The sequence below is a fragment of the Staphylococcus arlettae genome (assembly GCF_025560845.1).
In the GTDB taxonomy this organism is placed as follows: Bacteria; Bacillota; Bacilli; order Staphylococcales; family Staphylococcaceae; genus Staphylococcus; species Staphylococcus arlettae.
This window is the reverse complement of sequence record NZ_CP094803.1, coordinates 2525325-2541514: the sequence shown is the minus strand read 5'-3', so window position 1 is coordinate 2541514 and position 16190 is coordinate 2525325. Positions and strand designations below refer to the sequence as shown.

At 34.5% G+C, this 16190-nt stretch carries 17 protein-coding genes, 1 pseudogene and 1 riboswitch; of the genes and pseudogenes, 8 read left to right on the top strand and 10 right to left on the bottom strand.

The window, feature by feature from the left end; genetic code table 11:
- Window positions 1-232 precede the first annotated feature (232 nt).
- Window positions 233-1816 carry an acyl-CoA synthetase MbcS gene (gene mbcS, locus MUA37_RS12510; protein ID WP_262624674.1) on the top strand — a complete coding sequence of 528 codons (1584 nt, stop codon included), beginning with the start codon at window positions 233-235 and terminating at the stop codon, window positions 1814-1816.
- A gap of 244 nt (window positions 1817-2060) precedes the next feature.
- Window positions 2061-2489, top strand: a complete 429-nt coding sequence (locus MUA37_RS12505) for an organic hydroperoxide resistance protein (RefSeq protein ID WP_002509601.1) — start codon at window positions 2061-2063, stop codon at window positions 2487-2489.
- 228 nt (window positions 2490-2717) lie between these two features.
- Here the strand turns inward: MUA37_RS12505 and MUA37_RS12500 are convergent, their stop codons facing one another.
- Window positions 2718-2942 carry a hypothetical protein gene (locus MUA37_RS12500; RefSeq protein WP_002509600.1) on the bottom strand — a complete coding sequence of 75 codons (225 nt, stop codon included), beginning with the start codon at window positions 2940-2942 and terminating at the stop codon, window positions 2718-2720.
- A 352-nt stretch (window positions 2943-3294) separates the two neighbouring features.
- Window positions 3295-3390: riboswitch (guanidine-I (ykkC/yxkD leader) on the top strand.
- Between the two features lie 49 nt (window positions 3391-3439).
- On the opposite strand from MUA37_RS12500, the gene MUA37_RS12495 reads away from it, so the two are divergent.
- From MUA37_RS12495 to MUA37_RS12485, 3 genes and pseudogenes are all read left to right on the top strand, one after another.
- Window positions 3440-3766 carry a DMT family transporter gene (locus tag MUA37_RS12495; protein ID WP_002509599.1) on the top strand — a complete coding sequence of 109 codons (327 nt, stop codon included), beginning with the start codon at window positions 3440-3442 and terminating at the stop codon, window positions 3764-3766.
- Complete coding sequence (locus tag MUA37_RS12490) at window positions 3766-4080, top strand: DMT family transporter (protein WP_021459332.1); 315 nt, start codon at window positions 3766-3768, stop codon at window positions 4078-4080. The genes MUA37_RS12495 and MUA37_RS12490 overlap by 1 nt, the downstream gene beginning before the upstream one ends.
- Window positions 4081-4357: 277 nt before the next feature.
- A pseudogene (locus MUA37_RS12485) lies at window positions 4358-4983 on the top strand (LysE family translocator).
- 53 nt (window positions 4984-5036) lie between these two features.
- Here MUA37_RS12485 and MUA37_RS12480 read toward each other — a convergent pair.
- Window positions 5037-5405 carry a magnetosome magnetite crystal formation protein family gene (locus MUA37_RS12480; protein WP_107373810.1) on the bottom strand — a complete coding sequence of 123 codons (369 nt, stop codon included), beginning with the start codon at window positions 5403-5405 and terminating at the stop codon, window positions 5037-5039.
- A 130-nt stretch (window positions 5406-5535) separates the two neighbouring features.
- Here MUA37_RS12480 and MUA37_RS12475 point away from each other — a divergent pair, with 130 nt between their 5' ends.
- Complete coding sequence (locus MUA37_RS12475) at window positions 5536-6114, top strand: histidine phosphatase family protein (protein ID WP_002509595.1); 579 nt, start codon at window positions 5536-5538, stop codon at window positions 6112-6114.
- 20 nt (window positions 6115-6134) lie between these two features.
- Here the strand turns inward: MUA37_RS12475 and MUA37_RS12470 are convergent, their stop codons facing one another.
- The 7 genes from MUA37_RS12470 to MUA37_RS12440 all read right to left on the bottom strand — a co-directional run bounded on the left by MUA37_RS12470 (window position 6135) and on the right by MUA37_RS12440 (window position 12913).
- The gene (locus tag MUA37_RS12470; RefSeq protein WP_262624673.1) at window positions 6135-6497 is read right to left on the bottom strand and encodes a hypothetical protein; all 363 of its coding nucleotides are present in this window, start codon (window positions 6495-6497) and stop codon (window positions 6135-6137) included.
- A gap of 779 nt (window positions 6498-7276) precedes the next feature.
- On the bottom strand, window positions 7277-7492 hold the full coding sequence (locus MUA37_RS12465) for a hypothetical protein (protein ID WP_021459327.1): 216 nt from the start codon (window positions 7490-7492) through the stop codon (window positions 7277-7279).
- A 291-nt stretch (window positions 7493-7783) separates the two neighbouring features.
- Window positions 7784-8401 (bottom strand): NDxxF motif lipoprotein, encoded by a 618-nt coding sequence (locus tag MUA37_RS12460; protein ID WP_107373808.1) that lies wholly within the window; start codon window positions 8399-8401, stop codon window positions 7784-7786.
- Window positions 8402-8536: 135 nt separating this feature from the next.
- A complete protein-coding gene (locus MUA37_RS12455) occupies window positions 8537-8878 on the bottom strand; it encodes a hypothetical protein (RefSeq protein WP_002509591.1) in 342 nt (113 codons plus the stop codon).
- A gap of 320 nt (window positions 8879-9198) precedes the next feature.
- A complete protein-coding gene (gene ahpF, locus MUA37_RS12450) occupies window positions 9199-10743 on the bottom strand; it encodes an alkyl hydroperoxide reductase subunit F (protein ID WP_262624672.1) in 1545 nt (514 codons plus the stop codon).
- A 16-nt stretch (window positions 10744-10759) separates the two neighbouring features.
- Window positions 10760-11329 carry an alkyl hydroperoxide reductase subunit C gene (gene ahpC, locus MUA37_RS12445; RefSeq protein ID WP_002509589.1) on the bottom strand — a complete coding sequence of 190 codons (570 nt, stop codon included), beginning with the start codon at window positions 11327-11329 and terminating at the stop codon, window positions 10760-10762.
- An 804-nt stretch (window positions 11330-12133) separates the two neighbouring features.
- Window positions 12134-12913, bottom strand: a complete 780-nt coding sequence (locus MUA37_RS12440) for a 2-keto-4-pentenoate hydratase (RefSeq protein WP_103388597.1) — start codon at window positions 12911-12913, stop codon at window positions 12134-12136.
- Window positions 12914-13093: 180 nt separating this feature from the next.
- On the opposite strand from MUA37_RS12440, the gene nfsA reads away from it, so the two are divergent.
- Window positions 13094-13849, top strand: coding sequence for an oxygen-insensitive NADPH nitroreductase (nfsA, locus tag MUA37_RS12435; RefSeq protein WP_002509587.1), 756 nt, complete (start codon window positions 13094-13096; stop codon window positions 13847-13849).
- Window positions 13850-13932: 83 nt separating this feature from the next.
- Window positions 13933-14511 carry a hypothetical protein gene (locus MUA37_RS12430; RefSeq protein WP_142019976.1) on the top strand — a complete coding sequence of 193 codons (579 nt, stop codon included), beginning with the start codon at window positions 13933-13935 and terminating at the stop codon, window positions 14509-14511.
- Between the two features lie 258 nt (window positions 14512-14769).
- On the opposite strand, the gene MUA37_RS12425 is transcribed toward MUA37_RS12430, so the two are convergent.
- A complete protein-coding gene (locus tag MUA37_RS12425; protein ID WP_232194410.1) occupies window positions 14770-16155 on the bottom strand; it encodes an L-cystine transporter in 1386 nt (461 codons plus the stop codon).
- Window positions 16156-16190 lie beyond the last annotated feature (35 nt).

Here is a 16190-nt window from a genome sequence, read left to right as displayed (position 1 = left end):
TTACGCTACATGGATAATAGCGTTATTATGTAATAATGGTATTTATTGAAGAAGGGAGTAAGCGCCTAAGTTGATATATGGATTAGTAGATGATGTAAATTGTAAATTTTCCGACTTTTTACTTATCAAATCGACGGTATAGGCGTAATATATATGCTAGGATTGAGCATATAGCTTATGAAATGTTAGAATGCTTTATTTAGTATAAGGATGTATATTGAAGGAGAAAATTATGAAAAAAGAAGATTTAATAGCCCCACAAACATATAATATAGTTTCAGAAATTGAAAAATACGCGGAAAATCCTGCGAAAGAAGCAATTTTATTTGAAAATGAAGCGGGAGAAACGCAAACAATTACTTATGCAAATCTAATTAAAAATGCGAATCGTGTTGGGCACGTTTTTTTAAATCATGGGCTAACTAAAGGTGACAAAGTATTAATTTTGATGCCTCGTGCCATTGAAACGTATGAAATTTACTTAGCAGCACTAAAATTAGGTTTGGTGATTATTCCAAGCTCCGAAATGTTACGGACAAAAGATTTACAACATAGAATTTCGCATGGTGAAGTCAGTGCAGTAGTTGCTATTGCTGAGCATCTGGATGAATTCACTCAAATTGCAGAATATGAGCAATTAATTAAATTTGTGGTTGGTGGACAAGCAGAGCAGTGGCATGATTTAACTGCAGAAAAACATAATGCATCAGCTGAACTTGCCATGGTAGAAACATCTAAAGATGATATTGCATTATTGTCTTATACATCAGGTACGACAGCTAAACCGAAAGCAGTGATTCATTCACATGGCTGGGGTTATGCACATATGCAAACTGCACCTAAATATTGGTTAAGTATTGAAGAAGGCGACACTGCTTGGGCTACTGCAGCACCAGGTTGGCAAAAATGGGTTTGGAGTCCATTTTTATCTATCATGGGTTCAGGTGGTAAGGCATTTGTTTATAATGGTAAATTTAATGCTGAGAAGTATTTAGAGTTACTACAAAAGCATCAGATTAATGTCTTATGCTGTACACCAACAGAATACCGTTTAATGGCAAAGTTACCTAATTTGAGTGACTATGACTTATCACAATTACACAGTGCAGTATCTGCAGGTGAACCATTAAACCAAGAAGTCATTGAACAATTTCGCAAAAACTTTGACCTTACTGTTAGAGATGGTTATGGTCAAACTGAAAATACGTTGTTAATAGGTTCATTGAAAGGTACGGAAACACGTATTGGTTCTATGGGTCGAGCGATTTTAGGAGATCAAGTGGCTATTATTGATGAAGATGGCAATCGTATAGAAGACGGTACAACTGGAGATATTGCTGTTGCTTTAGATTCTCCAGCATTATTTAAAGGTTATTATAAAGATGAGCAACGTACAGCAGACTCCAAACGAGGTAACTATTATGTGACTGGAGACAGAGCACGCGTTGATGAAGATGGTTATTTTTGGTTTGAAGGTCGACGCGATGATATTATCATAAGTTCAGGCTATACTATTGGTCCATTTGAAGTTGAGGATTCCTTAATTGGGCATCCAGCCGTCAAAGAGTGCGCAGTAGTTGCGAAACCACATGATATTCGTGGAAATATTGTCAAAGCCTTTGTGATTTTACAAGATAATTACTCGGCAGATGATGCATTAGTAAAAGACTTACAAAATTATGTCAAACAGGACGTAGCACCATACAAATACCCACGTGAAATTGAATTTGTCACTGATTTACCGAAAACAAATTCAGGTAAAATACGTCGTGTAGAGTTAAGAGAAGCGGAAATAGCAAAATATAATAATCAATAACACAGTAGACAGGTGTCTTGCGTGTCAAAATTAAAATGACTAATCCATTAATTGTAGGATTAGTCATTTTTTATAGTTGAACAGGTTTAGTATAGTCTATTGTTAGGTTAGTACTGAGGCAAAATAGTTGTATAGTTGCTTGAGTGCACAGTATAATTTTGATTAAGTTCTATTGAATTAAGTACAATTGAATGTTTTTTAATATTATAGAATGATAATTTAAAATTTAAAAGAGGTGCTTTATATGTCAAAAGCAATTTATACAACTAGTATGATCAGCAATGGTGGTAGAGATGGACGTGTCTTTAGCCCTGATAATACATTTACCCATAACTTAGCCACACCGAAAGCTATGGGTGGTAATGCTGTAACTGAAACCAACCCAGAACAATTATTTGCAGCTGGTTATAGTGCTTGTTTTAATAGTGCGCTTTCTCTCATATTACAACGTAATAAAGTGACAGATGCACAACCTGAAGTTGAGGTGACGATTGATTTATTGACCGATGAGGAAGACAATGGCTTTAAATTAGGTGGTACGATAAATGTCACACTAAATAATATGTCTCAAGAAGTTGCGGAAGACTATGTTAATCAAGCCCATGCATTTTGTCCATACTCTAAAGCGACCAAAGGAAATATTGAGGTGCAAATAGAGGTTACCGCACAGTAATAAGTACACATTAGCAGAATAAGCGATAAGAGGCCCGAATTGATAGTCAGTTCGGACCTCTTGTTAATAAGGGCGTGTATAGCATCGCCTGGCGTTATATTGTTGACCCAGATACTGTAGACGCATTTGTAAAGCATAGTAATAGTAGGTATTTGAAAGGGCATAAAAAAAGTACACAACTGATGTTTTCAACAATTGTGTACTCATAATGGTTTGAATGTGACTACTTTATAAAGAATATTCATGCACGTCCTTATAATCAAAGTTTTTAATAATAGCACAACCTAAAGGATGGAAGCCATTATCAACATGTTGATTAATTTCTTCTAATACAGCTAAAATTTCATATTCTGGTGTGTGAATATCGAAAGTATATTTGAATAAGTGCTGTTTATCTGAACGTACAGTTGCAACGAGTTTGTCTTGTTCCATTTTATAATCAAGTAATTGCATAACGATCTCACCTTTCATCAAATTTTAAATCTCTAATATGTGCTTAAAACAAGTTTTAATCCATTTAGCTAGTGTGTCTTACGTGATTGTGTTAGTTTGGTATACTACGAAAAATCAAAGTGACAACTTACTATTACGAAATAAATCTTGTGATACTTTATTATTCTCAATTTCACATTAGAATAATTCTAATGTGATTTCATTATACATTAAAACGATTAAAATGTGGAGAGTTTTGGCTTAATTTTTGATATAATGAAAACGTATTTATAGAATCAAAAGTAAAATAAAGTGAAAAATGAAAAGTTTTATTGACCGAGTATGGACTATTTGATAAGCTAAAAGTAATTAAATAAAAGCTTTCTAGGGTTCCGTAACAGTCGTTAGTCTGGTCCGAGAGAAAGCCACATGTATTCATGTGACACGGAAGGATAAAAGCCTGGGAGATAGTGATAGCACTATTTCTCAGGCTTTTTATTTTATAGGAGGTTTAAAAAATGAACTGGTTGAAAATTATTATTGCAGCTATTTTTGAAGTAGGATGGGCTGTCGGATTAACGCATGCAAGTACTACATTAGAATGGTTATTAACTATCATTGCTATTATTGTTAGTTTCTATTTACTAATTAATGCATCACAATATTTGCCGGTAGGTACATCATATGCAGTTTTCGTTGGATTAGGCACGACTGGCGTAACGATTCTTGATTTTGTAGTATTTGGGCAACCCGTAATAATAGGGAAAATCGTCTTGATTTTTGCTTTGTTAGCCGGTGTTATTGGCTTGAAACTTGTAACGCCAAGTGAAGGAGGTAAAAAATAATGGTTTGGTCAATTTTAATTTTAGCAGGTATATTTGAAATGTTAGCAATTACAGCATTAAACGCATACACACATCATAAACGTAGTAAGGACTTGTTAGGCATGTTAATATTGTTTGCCTTGAGTTTTGTAGCGTTAACTTATGCTATGCAAAATTTACCAATGAGTACTGCTTATGCTGTATGGACTGGAATAGGTGCAGTAGGTGGTGCCTTGATAGGGATGTTGTTTTTCAAAGAATCTAAAGACATTAAACGGATTATATGTATTGCAGTGATTTTAGCAAGCACAGTGGGGTTAAAGTTATTGAGTTAAAATATAAAAAAAGAGGCAACACATAGTTGCCTCCAAGAGTAATATGTTCATGAATATAAAAGACTAGTAGTCGGATTCCAACTACACCATTAATATATCATATATACGAGTCAATAATCAATGAAATCAAACAATATAATAGTAAAAATAACATAATAATATAATAAAATGTATAGCTATATAGAGTAGGGAGCGACTCTATAAATTTAGCGTAGGTAATTGCGCAGTTGATGCTAGATTGATAAGCTAACAATAAAAAATAAAGGGGGAAGCTGTGTTGGAAGGATTACTTACGTTTATTACCATCACGCTAATGATTATTATTGTGCCTGGACCTGACTTTTTTATTGTAATGAAAAATTCTATTTCTTCAGGTCGTGTTAACGGGACAATGGCAGCATTAGGCATTACATCAGGCCATGTTATTTATTCGTTATTAGCGATCTTTGGTATCATTTTTATTTTAGCGCAAATGTATTATGTGTTTTTAATAATAAAAATATTGGGAGCATGTTATTTAATTTACTTAGGTATTCGCAGTATTATTAGTGCACGCCAAGGTCTAAATTTCAATCCAGAAACAATGAAAATAGCTCAAGTTAGTTATTTGAATTCTTATAGACAAGGTATTGTAAGTACTTTATTAAACCCTAAAGCGTTACTATACTATATTAGTATTTTACCGCAGTTTCTTTCTACTGGTGAGGCAGTGACATCACAAATAGCTATCTTATCAGCTATTGTGACTTTAGTTATTTTATTATGGTTTATTTTTTGTGTATTTATTTTCCAATATATTAAAAAATATTTGCTAATCGTAAAATTAAAGCACTATTTGATTACGCTGTAGGTTTTATTTTAGTAGGTTTATCTATTAATTTATTGTTGAGTAAAGCAAATTAATTAAAGGTTGAGTTGTCGAAGTGTGAGTGTTAACACTAAGCAACCCAACCTTTTTATGGATAAAAATAAGTTGTTTCAGAAACAAGAACTTTTACACCGCGATAAACATTCTTAATTGTATACCATATAGTTAAGATAATTAAAATAATAGTAATAATTATAGCTGTTACTGTCACCCAATTAGACGTAGCGTCTTGCATGGTAGATAGACTTAATCCACCACTGATCATTAAAGCGAAAGGGCAAATTAATGTAATGATATGATAAATTAATGCTTTCATAGCGTGTGAAGATGCTGGTTTGTGAGCAAAGATCCACACGATAAGTGGTAAAATTAAAGGTGCAAAAAAGATGCTAAAATAACTGATTGCAGCTAGTACACGACCACCTTGTGTATCTTGAGTACTTGTTTGATATTCCATAGTAATCACCTCGGTTCACAGCATAACAAATAGTGCACCATTAATATAGTTGTGAAGTACGATGTGACAGTATTGTTAGCTTGAGCTAAAATGAAAATATAATAGAAGTGAAAGAAAAGAGGCGAGTGTAGTGAAAATTTATTTAGTAAGACATGGGGAATCTCAATCTAATTATGATAAAAAGCAAGGTAATAATTATTTTTGTGGACAATTGGATGTCCCGTTAACTGAAAAAGGTACGCGAGACGCTCAATTTTTACAATCATATTTTGATAAGCATCACGTACAACAAATTTATTTATCTGATTTGCAACGTACAAGACAAACATATAATGCAATTTTTGATAAAGATATACCTGCCCAGCCAACAGCGTTACTAAGAGAACGCTCCCTTGGTATTTTTGAAGGATTACATGTAGCAGATGTAGAACAACAAAGCGAGTATGCGCATTATTTTAATGATGACAATTTTAAAGATTTTAGACATAGTTTTACTCAAAAAGCACCTGATGGCGAAAGTTATGAAGACGTATTAGCACGTGTGAGACAATTTTTCGAGCAAGAAGTTGATAAGTCGCTGGATAGTATTGCTATTGTAGCGCATCAAGTAGTGATTCGTTGTATTTTTGTCTATTTAGGCTACGAAACTAAAGAACAAGTAGTAGATAAAAAAATAGAAAATTGTAAGCCTTATTACGTTGAGTTGTAATAAGGCTTAAGTATGTATCGTTATGAAGCGACGCACAGTGTAGTGATCGCACTTGCAGTAATTACTATTGTTGATAAAAATAAGACAAAAACAAGTATCGGTACTGCAGTTGTAAAGAGGATACCTAACGTTAAAATAAATGCAGGTATCGCAAACAAAATTTGATATATGCTAGAAAGTACACGAGTAGCTGTAGAATTAAAAATTCCTAGTATTAGCGCTGGCAAAAAGATACCTACTGTAAAACCAACAATCATCCATATATCTTGTGGTTGATCAATAGCGACACCACTTCCCCCTGACGGATTGTTAGATGCAATAGTAAGGATTGACAGCGAAATGGACATAATAGCTAAAAATAACATAGGAAGACGATATTTCATTTTTCCTGACACCCCAATGTTTATAATATTGTTTATATTGTCACATAACTTAAATGTATAGTAAAGAACAATTTACATTTTTTGTAGCTTAATATCATCAAAAATCATTTTAAAAAATTATAAAATGAATATTCCTAAACTAAAACGGTGTACAGCAAAGTAGTCAAAAACTAAAAAGGGAGTGGGACAGAAATCTGATTTTGAAAAAATGATTTCGTCGTCCCACCCCGGCAAGGCTGACTAGCGTTGAAAAAAGCTTGGTTTGAAGCGCATTTTCAATGCAGACAGCTACTGCCCATATGAAAAGAGATTTCGAATAAAACATGAAGTGGGACAGAAATCTGATTTTGAAAAAATGATTTCGTCGTCCCACCCCGGCAAGGCTGACTAGCGTTGAAAAAAGCTTGGTTTGAAGCGCATTTTCAATGCAGACAGCTACTGCCCATATGAAAAGAGATTTCGAATAAAACATGAAGTGGGACAGAAATCTGATTTTGAAAAAATGATTTCGTCATCCCACCCCGGCAAGGCTGACTAGCGTTGAAAAAAGCTTGGTTTGAAGCGCATTTTCAATGCAGACAGCTACTGCCCATATGAAAAGAGATTTCGAATAAAACATGAAGTGGGACAGAAATCTGATTTTGAAAAAATGATTTCGTCGTCCCACCCCGGCAAGGATGACTAGCATTGAAAAAAGCTTGGTTTAAAGCGCATTTTCAATGCAGTCAGCGACTGCCAATATGAAAAGAGACTAGGACAAATCAATATTGTCCCAGCCTCTAATATTTTTTGGCTGCTGTTATACTATTGTGAAAGCCTTCGAAAAAGACATCGATGTTATCTAAGACACTGCCAACTACAACTGCAATCACTACATAAGTAATGCTTAAAAGAATGTGTTTAGCAGAAATAAAGCCATATTTTTCTTGTTTATCTACGAGACCTAGTGCGATGAAGACAGCAGCCATTGCTCCAATTAAAATTGTAAGAACCATGTGTGCCTCCAGTCTGAGTTTATACTCTGTGCTAATACAAACTCAGTTTAACAAATAGAACTTAGTGTCAAAAGTTAAATAACAATAAAAAACCTTACAATTATGTAAGGTTTTTTACGAAAAGTATGCTATTAAAGAACATGCATGATGTGTAACATTGCTTTAAACGGTTAGTAGCGGTGCTATTGGACGTTGTCATCATTTTGTAATGATTGTATTATTTTGTTGATAGGTGTTAATGAAATAACTCAATGATTGTGCAATTTTTCTTGTGAATTTATAATTTGTACTTTATTTATCGATAGCATCGCTGTTAATATCATGTTTTTCTAAAAATTGCTTAATTTTCTTTTGTTGCTTACCATTAACGTCACCAGCATGTTTGGCTGATACATCAACAACATTTAGTTTATTTTGTGGTTGATAATCTAATTCTTCAATATCTTTATCGACATTTTTGATTGTAGAGTTTAAGGCAGTGAAATATTTTAAGATTCGTTCAGCATGGGGTTTATATCCTTCTGGCAAGTCGTTAGATTCGATGAATTTTTTGAAACGAACATCGTTTTTAACAGCGTTTTGAGATAATTTAGATAAGCGTTGTGCTTGTTTATCAGTGATTTTAGTATCGGTACCAGTTTGTCTATCTAATTTGTATTGCATAAGATATTTGTTATCGATAATGTCAGAGTTAACATCAAGGTATTTTTTAATAGCTTTATTCATTTCTGCTGTACTTATTTTTTCTCCAGTTTTTGAGGATGAAAATATGTCATCTTCAGAAATATTTTGGACATTTTTAGGTGCATTTTTTTGACTGTGTTTATTATCATCATCCTCGTTATTAGAACATGCAGCAAGCATGAATAGCGTAGCAAATAATAATAACAAAATTCTAAATTTCTTCATTCAGTAATTTAACTCCTTTATATTGTTTAATCGTGTTATTTAATTAACGACGGTAATTTGTTCAGTATATAGAGCAATATATAATAACCTCTTAATATTATAGGCATTGCTAACTGAGATAACAAGAAAAGATATTTACTGAAGTTGTTTTAATTTACGTTCTATTAATCTATAGATAATTATAAGTAGTAATAAATAGATAATGACCTCAATAATTAAAATGATACCATTGCGATAACTTATGAATAACCATATATCGATGAGTGTTAAAGGCAAGGCGATGACAAAAACTTTGCGAAATATATATGTAGTTAATCGTTGGTACATATGCTGTGCTGTTTTCCAATAAAGGGGACCTAACATGGCGCGCTTTGATTGGTAAGCTGTGCCGTTATGACTTGAATTATTTGTTGGAGATGTAGTTTTCAAACGTTTCATTAAGTAGAGATGGATGCTGGCAACAATAAGTAAAAACATAAAAACACCTAATTTCTAGTACTTTAGAGCCGATTATAACATAAAAAGGAGAGTCAAAAAGACTCTCTTCAGACTGTCGACAAATTATACCTATGTAGGCAGTTTATTTATGCACGCTTTGCGCGGGCCCTTGCATTAGCCTGTAGTCTTTGGCTAATGTTATTCCCACAGAAGTCGGCATAAAACACTGTCAATCTATAAAAGATTTTAGGAGAACTAATATTTAAGGTCCTTACAGACAAAAAATTATATATAGAAAATAAAAACCCCTTCGCAAATTAATGCGAAAGGGGTTGTCTACTTTGTGTGTTATCGTCAATTTATTGATGTACAGGTTCAGCGCTATTACGAATAATATAATCAAATGCATTAAGTGCTGCATTTGCGCCTGCACCCATAGAAATAATAATTTGTTTATTGCGATCATCTGTTACATCACCAGCAGCGAATACGCCTGGCATACTTGTCGCATTACGACGATCAATTTTAATTTCATGTGCTTCATTTAATTCAACAGCGTCATCTAACCATTCTGTATTTGGTAATAGACCGATTTGAACAAAGATACCGTCAAGAGTAATGTCATGTTTGGCACCAGTTGCTAAATCTTCATAGGCAATACCAGTTACAGCATTGTCGCCCAATACTTCAGTTGTTTGAGCGTTTTTGATTATTGTTACATTTGATAGTGAAGTTAAACGCTGTTGTAATACATCGTCAGCACGTAATTCAGCATTACGTTCTAATAAGGTTACGTGGCTTGCTATACCAGCTAAGTCTATTGCTGCCTCAACACCAGAATTACCGCCACCTACAACTGCAACATCTTTATTTTCGAATAATGGACCATCGCAGTGAGGGCAGAAAGCAACACCTTTATTAATTAAGGCTTCTTCACCAGGCACTTGCAGTTTACGCCAACGTGCACCAGTAGCAAGAATAACTGTTTTACTTTGTAACTTAGCACCATTATCTAAAGTTACAAAAATACCACTGTCAGTTTTTTCGATATCATCCGCACGCACACCAGTCATAACGTCGATATCATAATGGTTAATATGGTCCTCAAGTGCTGAAGAGAACTTAGGTCCGTCAGTTTCTTTAACGGTAATGAAGTTTTCGATAGCTGCTGTATCATTAACTTGACCACCAATACGGTCAGCAACAATACCTGTACGCAACCCTTTACGTGCAGTGTAAATACCAGCACTACCACTTGCAGGACCGCCACCAATGATTAATACATCGTATGGCTCTTTGTTATCAAACTCAGCTGGATCAGCTGTACTACCTAAACTTGTTAAGATATCTTGTACTGTCATACGACCATTACCAAATTCTTCTCCGTTAAGGAAAATGGCAGGTACGGCCATAATGTTTTCAGCTTCCTCTCTGAAAATAGCACCGTCAATCATAGTATGAGTGATATTAGGATTTAATAAACTCATTAAGTTTAGGGCTTGTACTACATCCGGACATTTTTGACATGTTAAACTAATATATGTTTCAAAATGTAGTGGACGATCTAAAGCTGAAATTTGATCGATAACCGCTTGTTCTTCTTTTGGTGCTCGACCACTTACTTGTAATAAGGCAAGAACAAGTGAGTTAAATTCGTGACCCATTGGTAAACCAGCAAAAGTAATACCAGTCTGTTCATTAGGACGGTTGACTGAAAAGCTAGGTGTACGTTTAAGGTCAGCATTTTCTACTGAGATATGAGATGATATACTTGCAACTTCGTCTAATAATGTTTCTAATTCTTTAGATTTATCATCAGAACCGATACTTGCTTGAAGTACTACATCGCCTTCCATAAGTTCCAGTAGTTGTTTAAGTTGTGATTTTAACTCATCATTAAGCATTCGAATCAATGCCTCCTTAAATTTTACCTACTAAATCAAGACCAGGTTGTAATGTTTCTGAACCTTCTTCCCATTTAGCTGGGCATACTTCACCTGGGTGTTGACGTACATATTGAGCTGCTTTAAGTTTGTGTACTAACGTACTAGCATCACGGCCAATACCATCAGCATTTACTTCAGCTGCTTGAACTACACCATCAGGGTCAACAATGAAAGTACCACGTTGTGCAAGACCAAGATCTTCGTCTAACACATCGAAGTTACGAGTGATTGTTTGAGAAGGGTCTCCGATCATAGTGTATTTGATTTTGTTGATTGCTTCTGAATGATCGTGCCAAGCTTTGTGTACGAAATGTGTGTCAGTTGATACTGAGAATACATTTACACCAAGCTCTTGTAATTTATCATATTGACCTTGTAGGTCTTCTAATTCAGTTGGACATACGAATGAGAAATCTGCAGGATAGAAGCATACTACACTCCAAGAACCTTTAAGATTTTCCTCTGATACTTCGATGAACTCATCTTGTTGTGGATCATAAGCATTCGCTGTGAATGGTAAAATTTCTTTATTGATTAAAGACATGAAAAACATCCTCCTAAATTGTATGTTACTTTTATTGACACGAAGATTGTAACAATTGATTATTTCAATTGTTTGATGATAATTATTCTAATCTCCGATATTCATTATCACATGACATTGTGAAATAGTCAACAAACAACATTGCATAATAAATGTTTATTACGACCTAGTTTCTATAACTATCAGTGTCATTCTGATATCGTATTCGGTAAAGTGTATTTTGTTAGGTAGTAATAACTTATTTAGCAATCTACTAATATCAATTAGCCACTTTTATTCTCAACTAAACATCATTTAGAAGATGAAAATACCCTAAAATAATAAAAAGGGAGTGGGACAGAAATCTGATTTTGAAAAAATGATTTCGTCGTCCCACCCCGGCAAGGATGACTAGCGTTGAAAAAAGCTCGGTTTGAAGCGCATTTTCAATGCAGTCAGCTACTGCCCATATGAAAAAGGTTTCGACTAAAACAGGGAGTGGGACAGAAATCTGATTTTGAAAAAATGATTTCGTCGTCCCACCCCGGCAAGGCTGACTAGTATTGAAACAAGCTTGATTTGAAGTGCATTTTCAATGCAGTCAGCTACTGCCCATATGAAAAAGGTTTCGAATAAAACATGAAGTGGGACAGAAATCTGATTTTGAAAAAATGATTTCGTCGTCCCACCCCGGAAAGGATGACTAGCATTGAAACAAGCTTGATTTGAAGCGTATTTTCAATGCAGTCAGCTACTGCCAATATGAAAAGAGACTAAGACAATCAATATTGTCCCAGTCTCGTTTTATCAGGCATGTATGGTAGCTTAATCAACAAAGGTTACGCTAATTTCACCAATATCAGTAAAAGTAGCGTGGTACGTACCATGAGTTATTGGTAAGGCTCTTATAAACGTACCGGAAGCCACAAGTTGACCTTTCGTTAATTGTTTGTTGTGCTGTTGTAATTTAGAAACTAACCATGTTAATGATTTGAAGGGGTTTCCCAAGACGATTTCGGCGGAACCTTCAGCAACCTCTATACTATTGTGTGTTAATGTCATTTCTACATTCGCTAATGCGGAAATTGTTGATGCTGGAACAATTTCTCCAACGACAACAAGTCCTGTGGCTGAATTATCTGAGATAAAATCACTTAAAGTAAAGTTGGGGAACCAATTTTTATAGCGGGCGTCGGCAATTCCTAAACCTGGTGCGATATCAACACATGACAAAATAGTAGCATCATCAGCATCCATAGGAATGTCGTCTGTTACGATAAACATAATTTCAGGTTCTATGAGAGGATTAAATAGGCTCGATAATGAGATAGATTCATTGGATTGAACAATTTTACTGGATAAAATAGTCCCGTATGCAGGTTCATTAGTATTCGCAAGTATTTGAGTAGCGTCATTAGTCATATTAACACGATAGCCAGCGATATTAGAGTTATCAACAGTTTGCAATTGTTCTATTAATAATGATTGCGTATGATATGCGTCAGCTTCAGTTATATTATATGTGTTGCTCACAAAATCAATAGGTTCATGCGCCTTGAAAGCAGTGAAAAGTGAATCTGCAATAACTTTAGTATCCTTTGACATATAATCTCTCCTTAAATTTTCAGAAAATTGTTACTATTATCATTATAATTATCATAACGAGAAATGATTTTACTTTCAATATATTTAAAAGTTGAGAAAACGGGTAAGCATTATAATAAGGGTTAATCGATTTTATTTGTTAAAGTGAAGTATGAAATTTACAAATAAGGAGCGATTAATGTGACAGATTATGTATATAACTTATTGAAACAACATCATTCAGTAAGAAAATTCAAGCCTAATGACATTCCCGAGGAAACGATAAAAGAATTAATAGAAGCAGGTCAAAATGCTTCTACATCTAGTTACCTACAAACGTATTCGATTATCGGAATTAATGATCCTACTATTAAAGAGCAATTAAAAGAAGTGTCAGGACAGCCTTACGTTGTTGAAAATGGATATTTATTAGTGTTCGTTATGGATTATTACAGACATGCTACGATTAACGACGATAAAAAAGTAGACATGAGCGTGTCTTTTGAATCTGCTGAAGGTCTATTAGTCGGTGCAATTGATGTGGCTTTAGTAGCACAAAATATTGCCGTTACTGCTGAAGATAAAGGTTATGGCATGGTTTATTTAGGATCTTTACGTAACGACGTAGCACGTGTTAAAGATATTCTTGGTTTACCTGAACATACTTTCCCACTATTTGGTATGGCTCTCGGCGAACCTGCAGACGATGAAAATGGCGAACCTAAGCCACGTCTACCTTTAGAACACATCTTCCATCAAAACAAATATAATAGCGACAAAGAACGTCAACGACAAGAAATTGAAGCTTTTGACCAAACAGTAAGTGAATATTATCGTAATCGTACGAATGGAGAACGTTCAGAAACATGGTCAGATCAAATTGCTGGCTTTATGAGTAGTAAACAAAGACTTGAAATGTTGGAACAACTGAATAAGTCAGGTTTTATTAAGCAGTAAGCAAGCTATACCATGACATGGTGTTAGTGTCGAAAAGTTTTTTAGTTTTGTGTAACTATAGAGAGGGGTTGGTTGTGTTGAGCATGTTTGATAAATTATTTAAGAAGAATGAAAACACAGATGTAGTGGGTCCAAGTGAAAAAAAGCGTGATACACATATAGATAACAACCAACTTACTCCAGAAGAAGCACAACAATATTGGGCGAAAATAGCGAGTAAAATCATTGTAAGTACATTAAACTGCGTAGATCATACGGCAGAACGTATATTTATATTAATTTCCTTTGATGAAAAAGATCCAACTATGGACATTTTCTTTCAAATGAATGGTCAGGTAAGAATGTGGAATGATTTGGATAATACACAGCACAAAAACATCATTGCACACAATCTATTGCCGCAAGTGGATAATATTGTAAAACAAGCACATTGTTTATATGATCGTGCACACTTAACGCGAATGGCTTACACACAAATTCAATTCGAATTTGAAAGTAAAACCTGGTATTTACATGACATTTCGGAAGAAAGTATGGAAGCCCAACTTGATAAATATGCAGCATTTTTAAAGTGGTTTGATGACGTCTCTCATGAGATTAAGCAAACGCCATTAGATAGTAAGAAGAAGATTACTTGGGGCCCTTTCAAACCTATAGCATAAAGAAGCTAGCAATTTGAGTGTCTGGTGAAAACATACAAATAAAGACAAAAGCTGTAGCAAGATGAACAACGACTTATTCCTCTAACGAAAAGGGTTAAGTCGTTGTTTTTAAATTGGTGAATAATAGGAAGGGCATAGGGAGACTTGTTACTAAAAAAGTAAGCAATCTATATAAAAAAACACTTCGTTAAAATTCATGCTGTGATGAATTTAACGAAGTGTTTTTTGTTAGATAAATATTACATAGTAACTAGGTGTTTAATTATTGGCAGTAAGTTCATCGTAAGTACTATCGTTGTACGTATCTTTATCTAAGTTATCTGTAAGTTTAGCAGTACCTGCACCAGCAAGCATAGAATCGTTGACGTTTAATGCCGTACGACCCATATCGATTAATGGTTCTACTGAGATTAAGACACCTGCTAATGCGACAGGAAGATTTAATGTTGATAATACGAGTATAGAGGCGAAAGTTGCACCGCCACCAACACCGGCTACACCGAATGAACTTATAATAACAACACCGATAACGGATAAAATGAATTGTAAATTCACTTCAACGCCAGCTGCTGGCGCAACCATCACAGCTAACATTGCGGGATAAATACCGGCACAACCGTTTTGTCCTATAGACAAACCGAATGATGCGGAGAAGTTAGCAATACCATCAGGTACACCTAAACGTGTTTTTTGTGTTTGCACATTAAGTGGTAATGTACCAGCGCTTGAACGTGATGTAAAAGCGAAAAGTAATACTTCTCCCGTTTTTTTCACGAAGGTAATAGGATTTAATCCAATACCACCAATAATAATTAAATGGATAATATACATAGTAATAAGTGCTGCATAAGATGCAATTACAAATTTACCAAGTGTCCAAATTGCCGCAAAGTCACTTGTAGCAATAGTATTAGTCATAATTGCTAAAATACCATAAGGTGTTAAGCGTAATACGAACGTTACTATAGACATGACTAATGCGTATAATGCATCGATACCACGTTTTAAAACATTGCCACTTTCAGGTTGTTTACGCATAACACGTAAAAATGCAAAACCTATAAAGGCTGCAAAGATAACGACTGCAATTGTTGATGTAGTACGTTGTCCTGTGAAGTCTAAGAATGGGTTACTTGGTAGTAACTCTAAAATTTGTTGAGGTAATGTTTGTGCTGTCATATCTTTTGCTTGGCTAGCAATTTCACTACCACGTGAGCTTTCAGCATTACCTAAGTCAATTGTTGAAGCATCTAATCCAAATATTAATGCTGAAATAATACCAACAATAGCTGCAATAGCTACTGTACCAATTAAGAATACGAAGATCCAAACGCCTATCTTCGCAAATTTTTCACCGATTTGTATTTTGGTGAACGCTGAAACAATAGAAATAAAAATTAATGGAATAACAATCATTTGTAACAAGGCAATATAACCGTCTCCGACAACACTAAACCAATCAGTTGTTTGTTTAGTTATACTACTATCGACATCATAGATAAGATGGATGGCTACCCCGTATAAAATCCCTACACCTAATGCAGTGAATACACGTTTAGGGAAAGATACGTGTCTTTTAGCCATAATATATAATCCGATGATGAAGGCCACAAATACAATTATGTTAATAATAGTAAATAACATAGTAAAGACCTACACTTTCTTTTAATATAATTTAA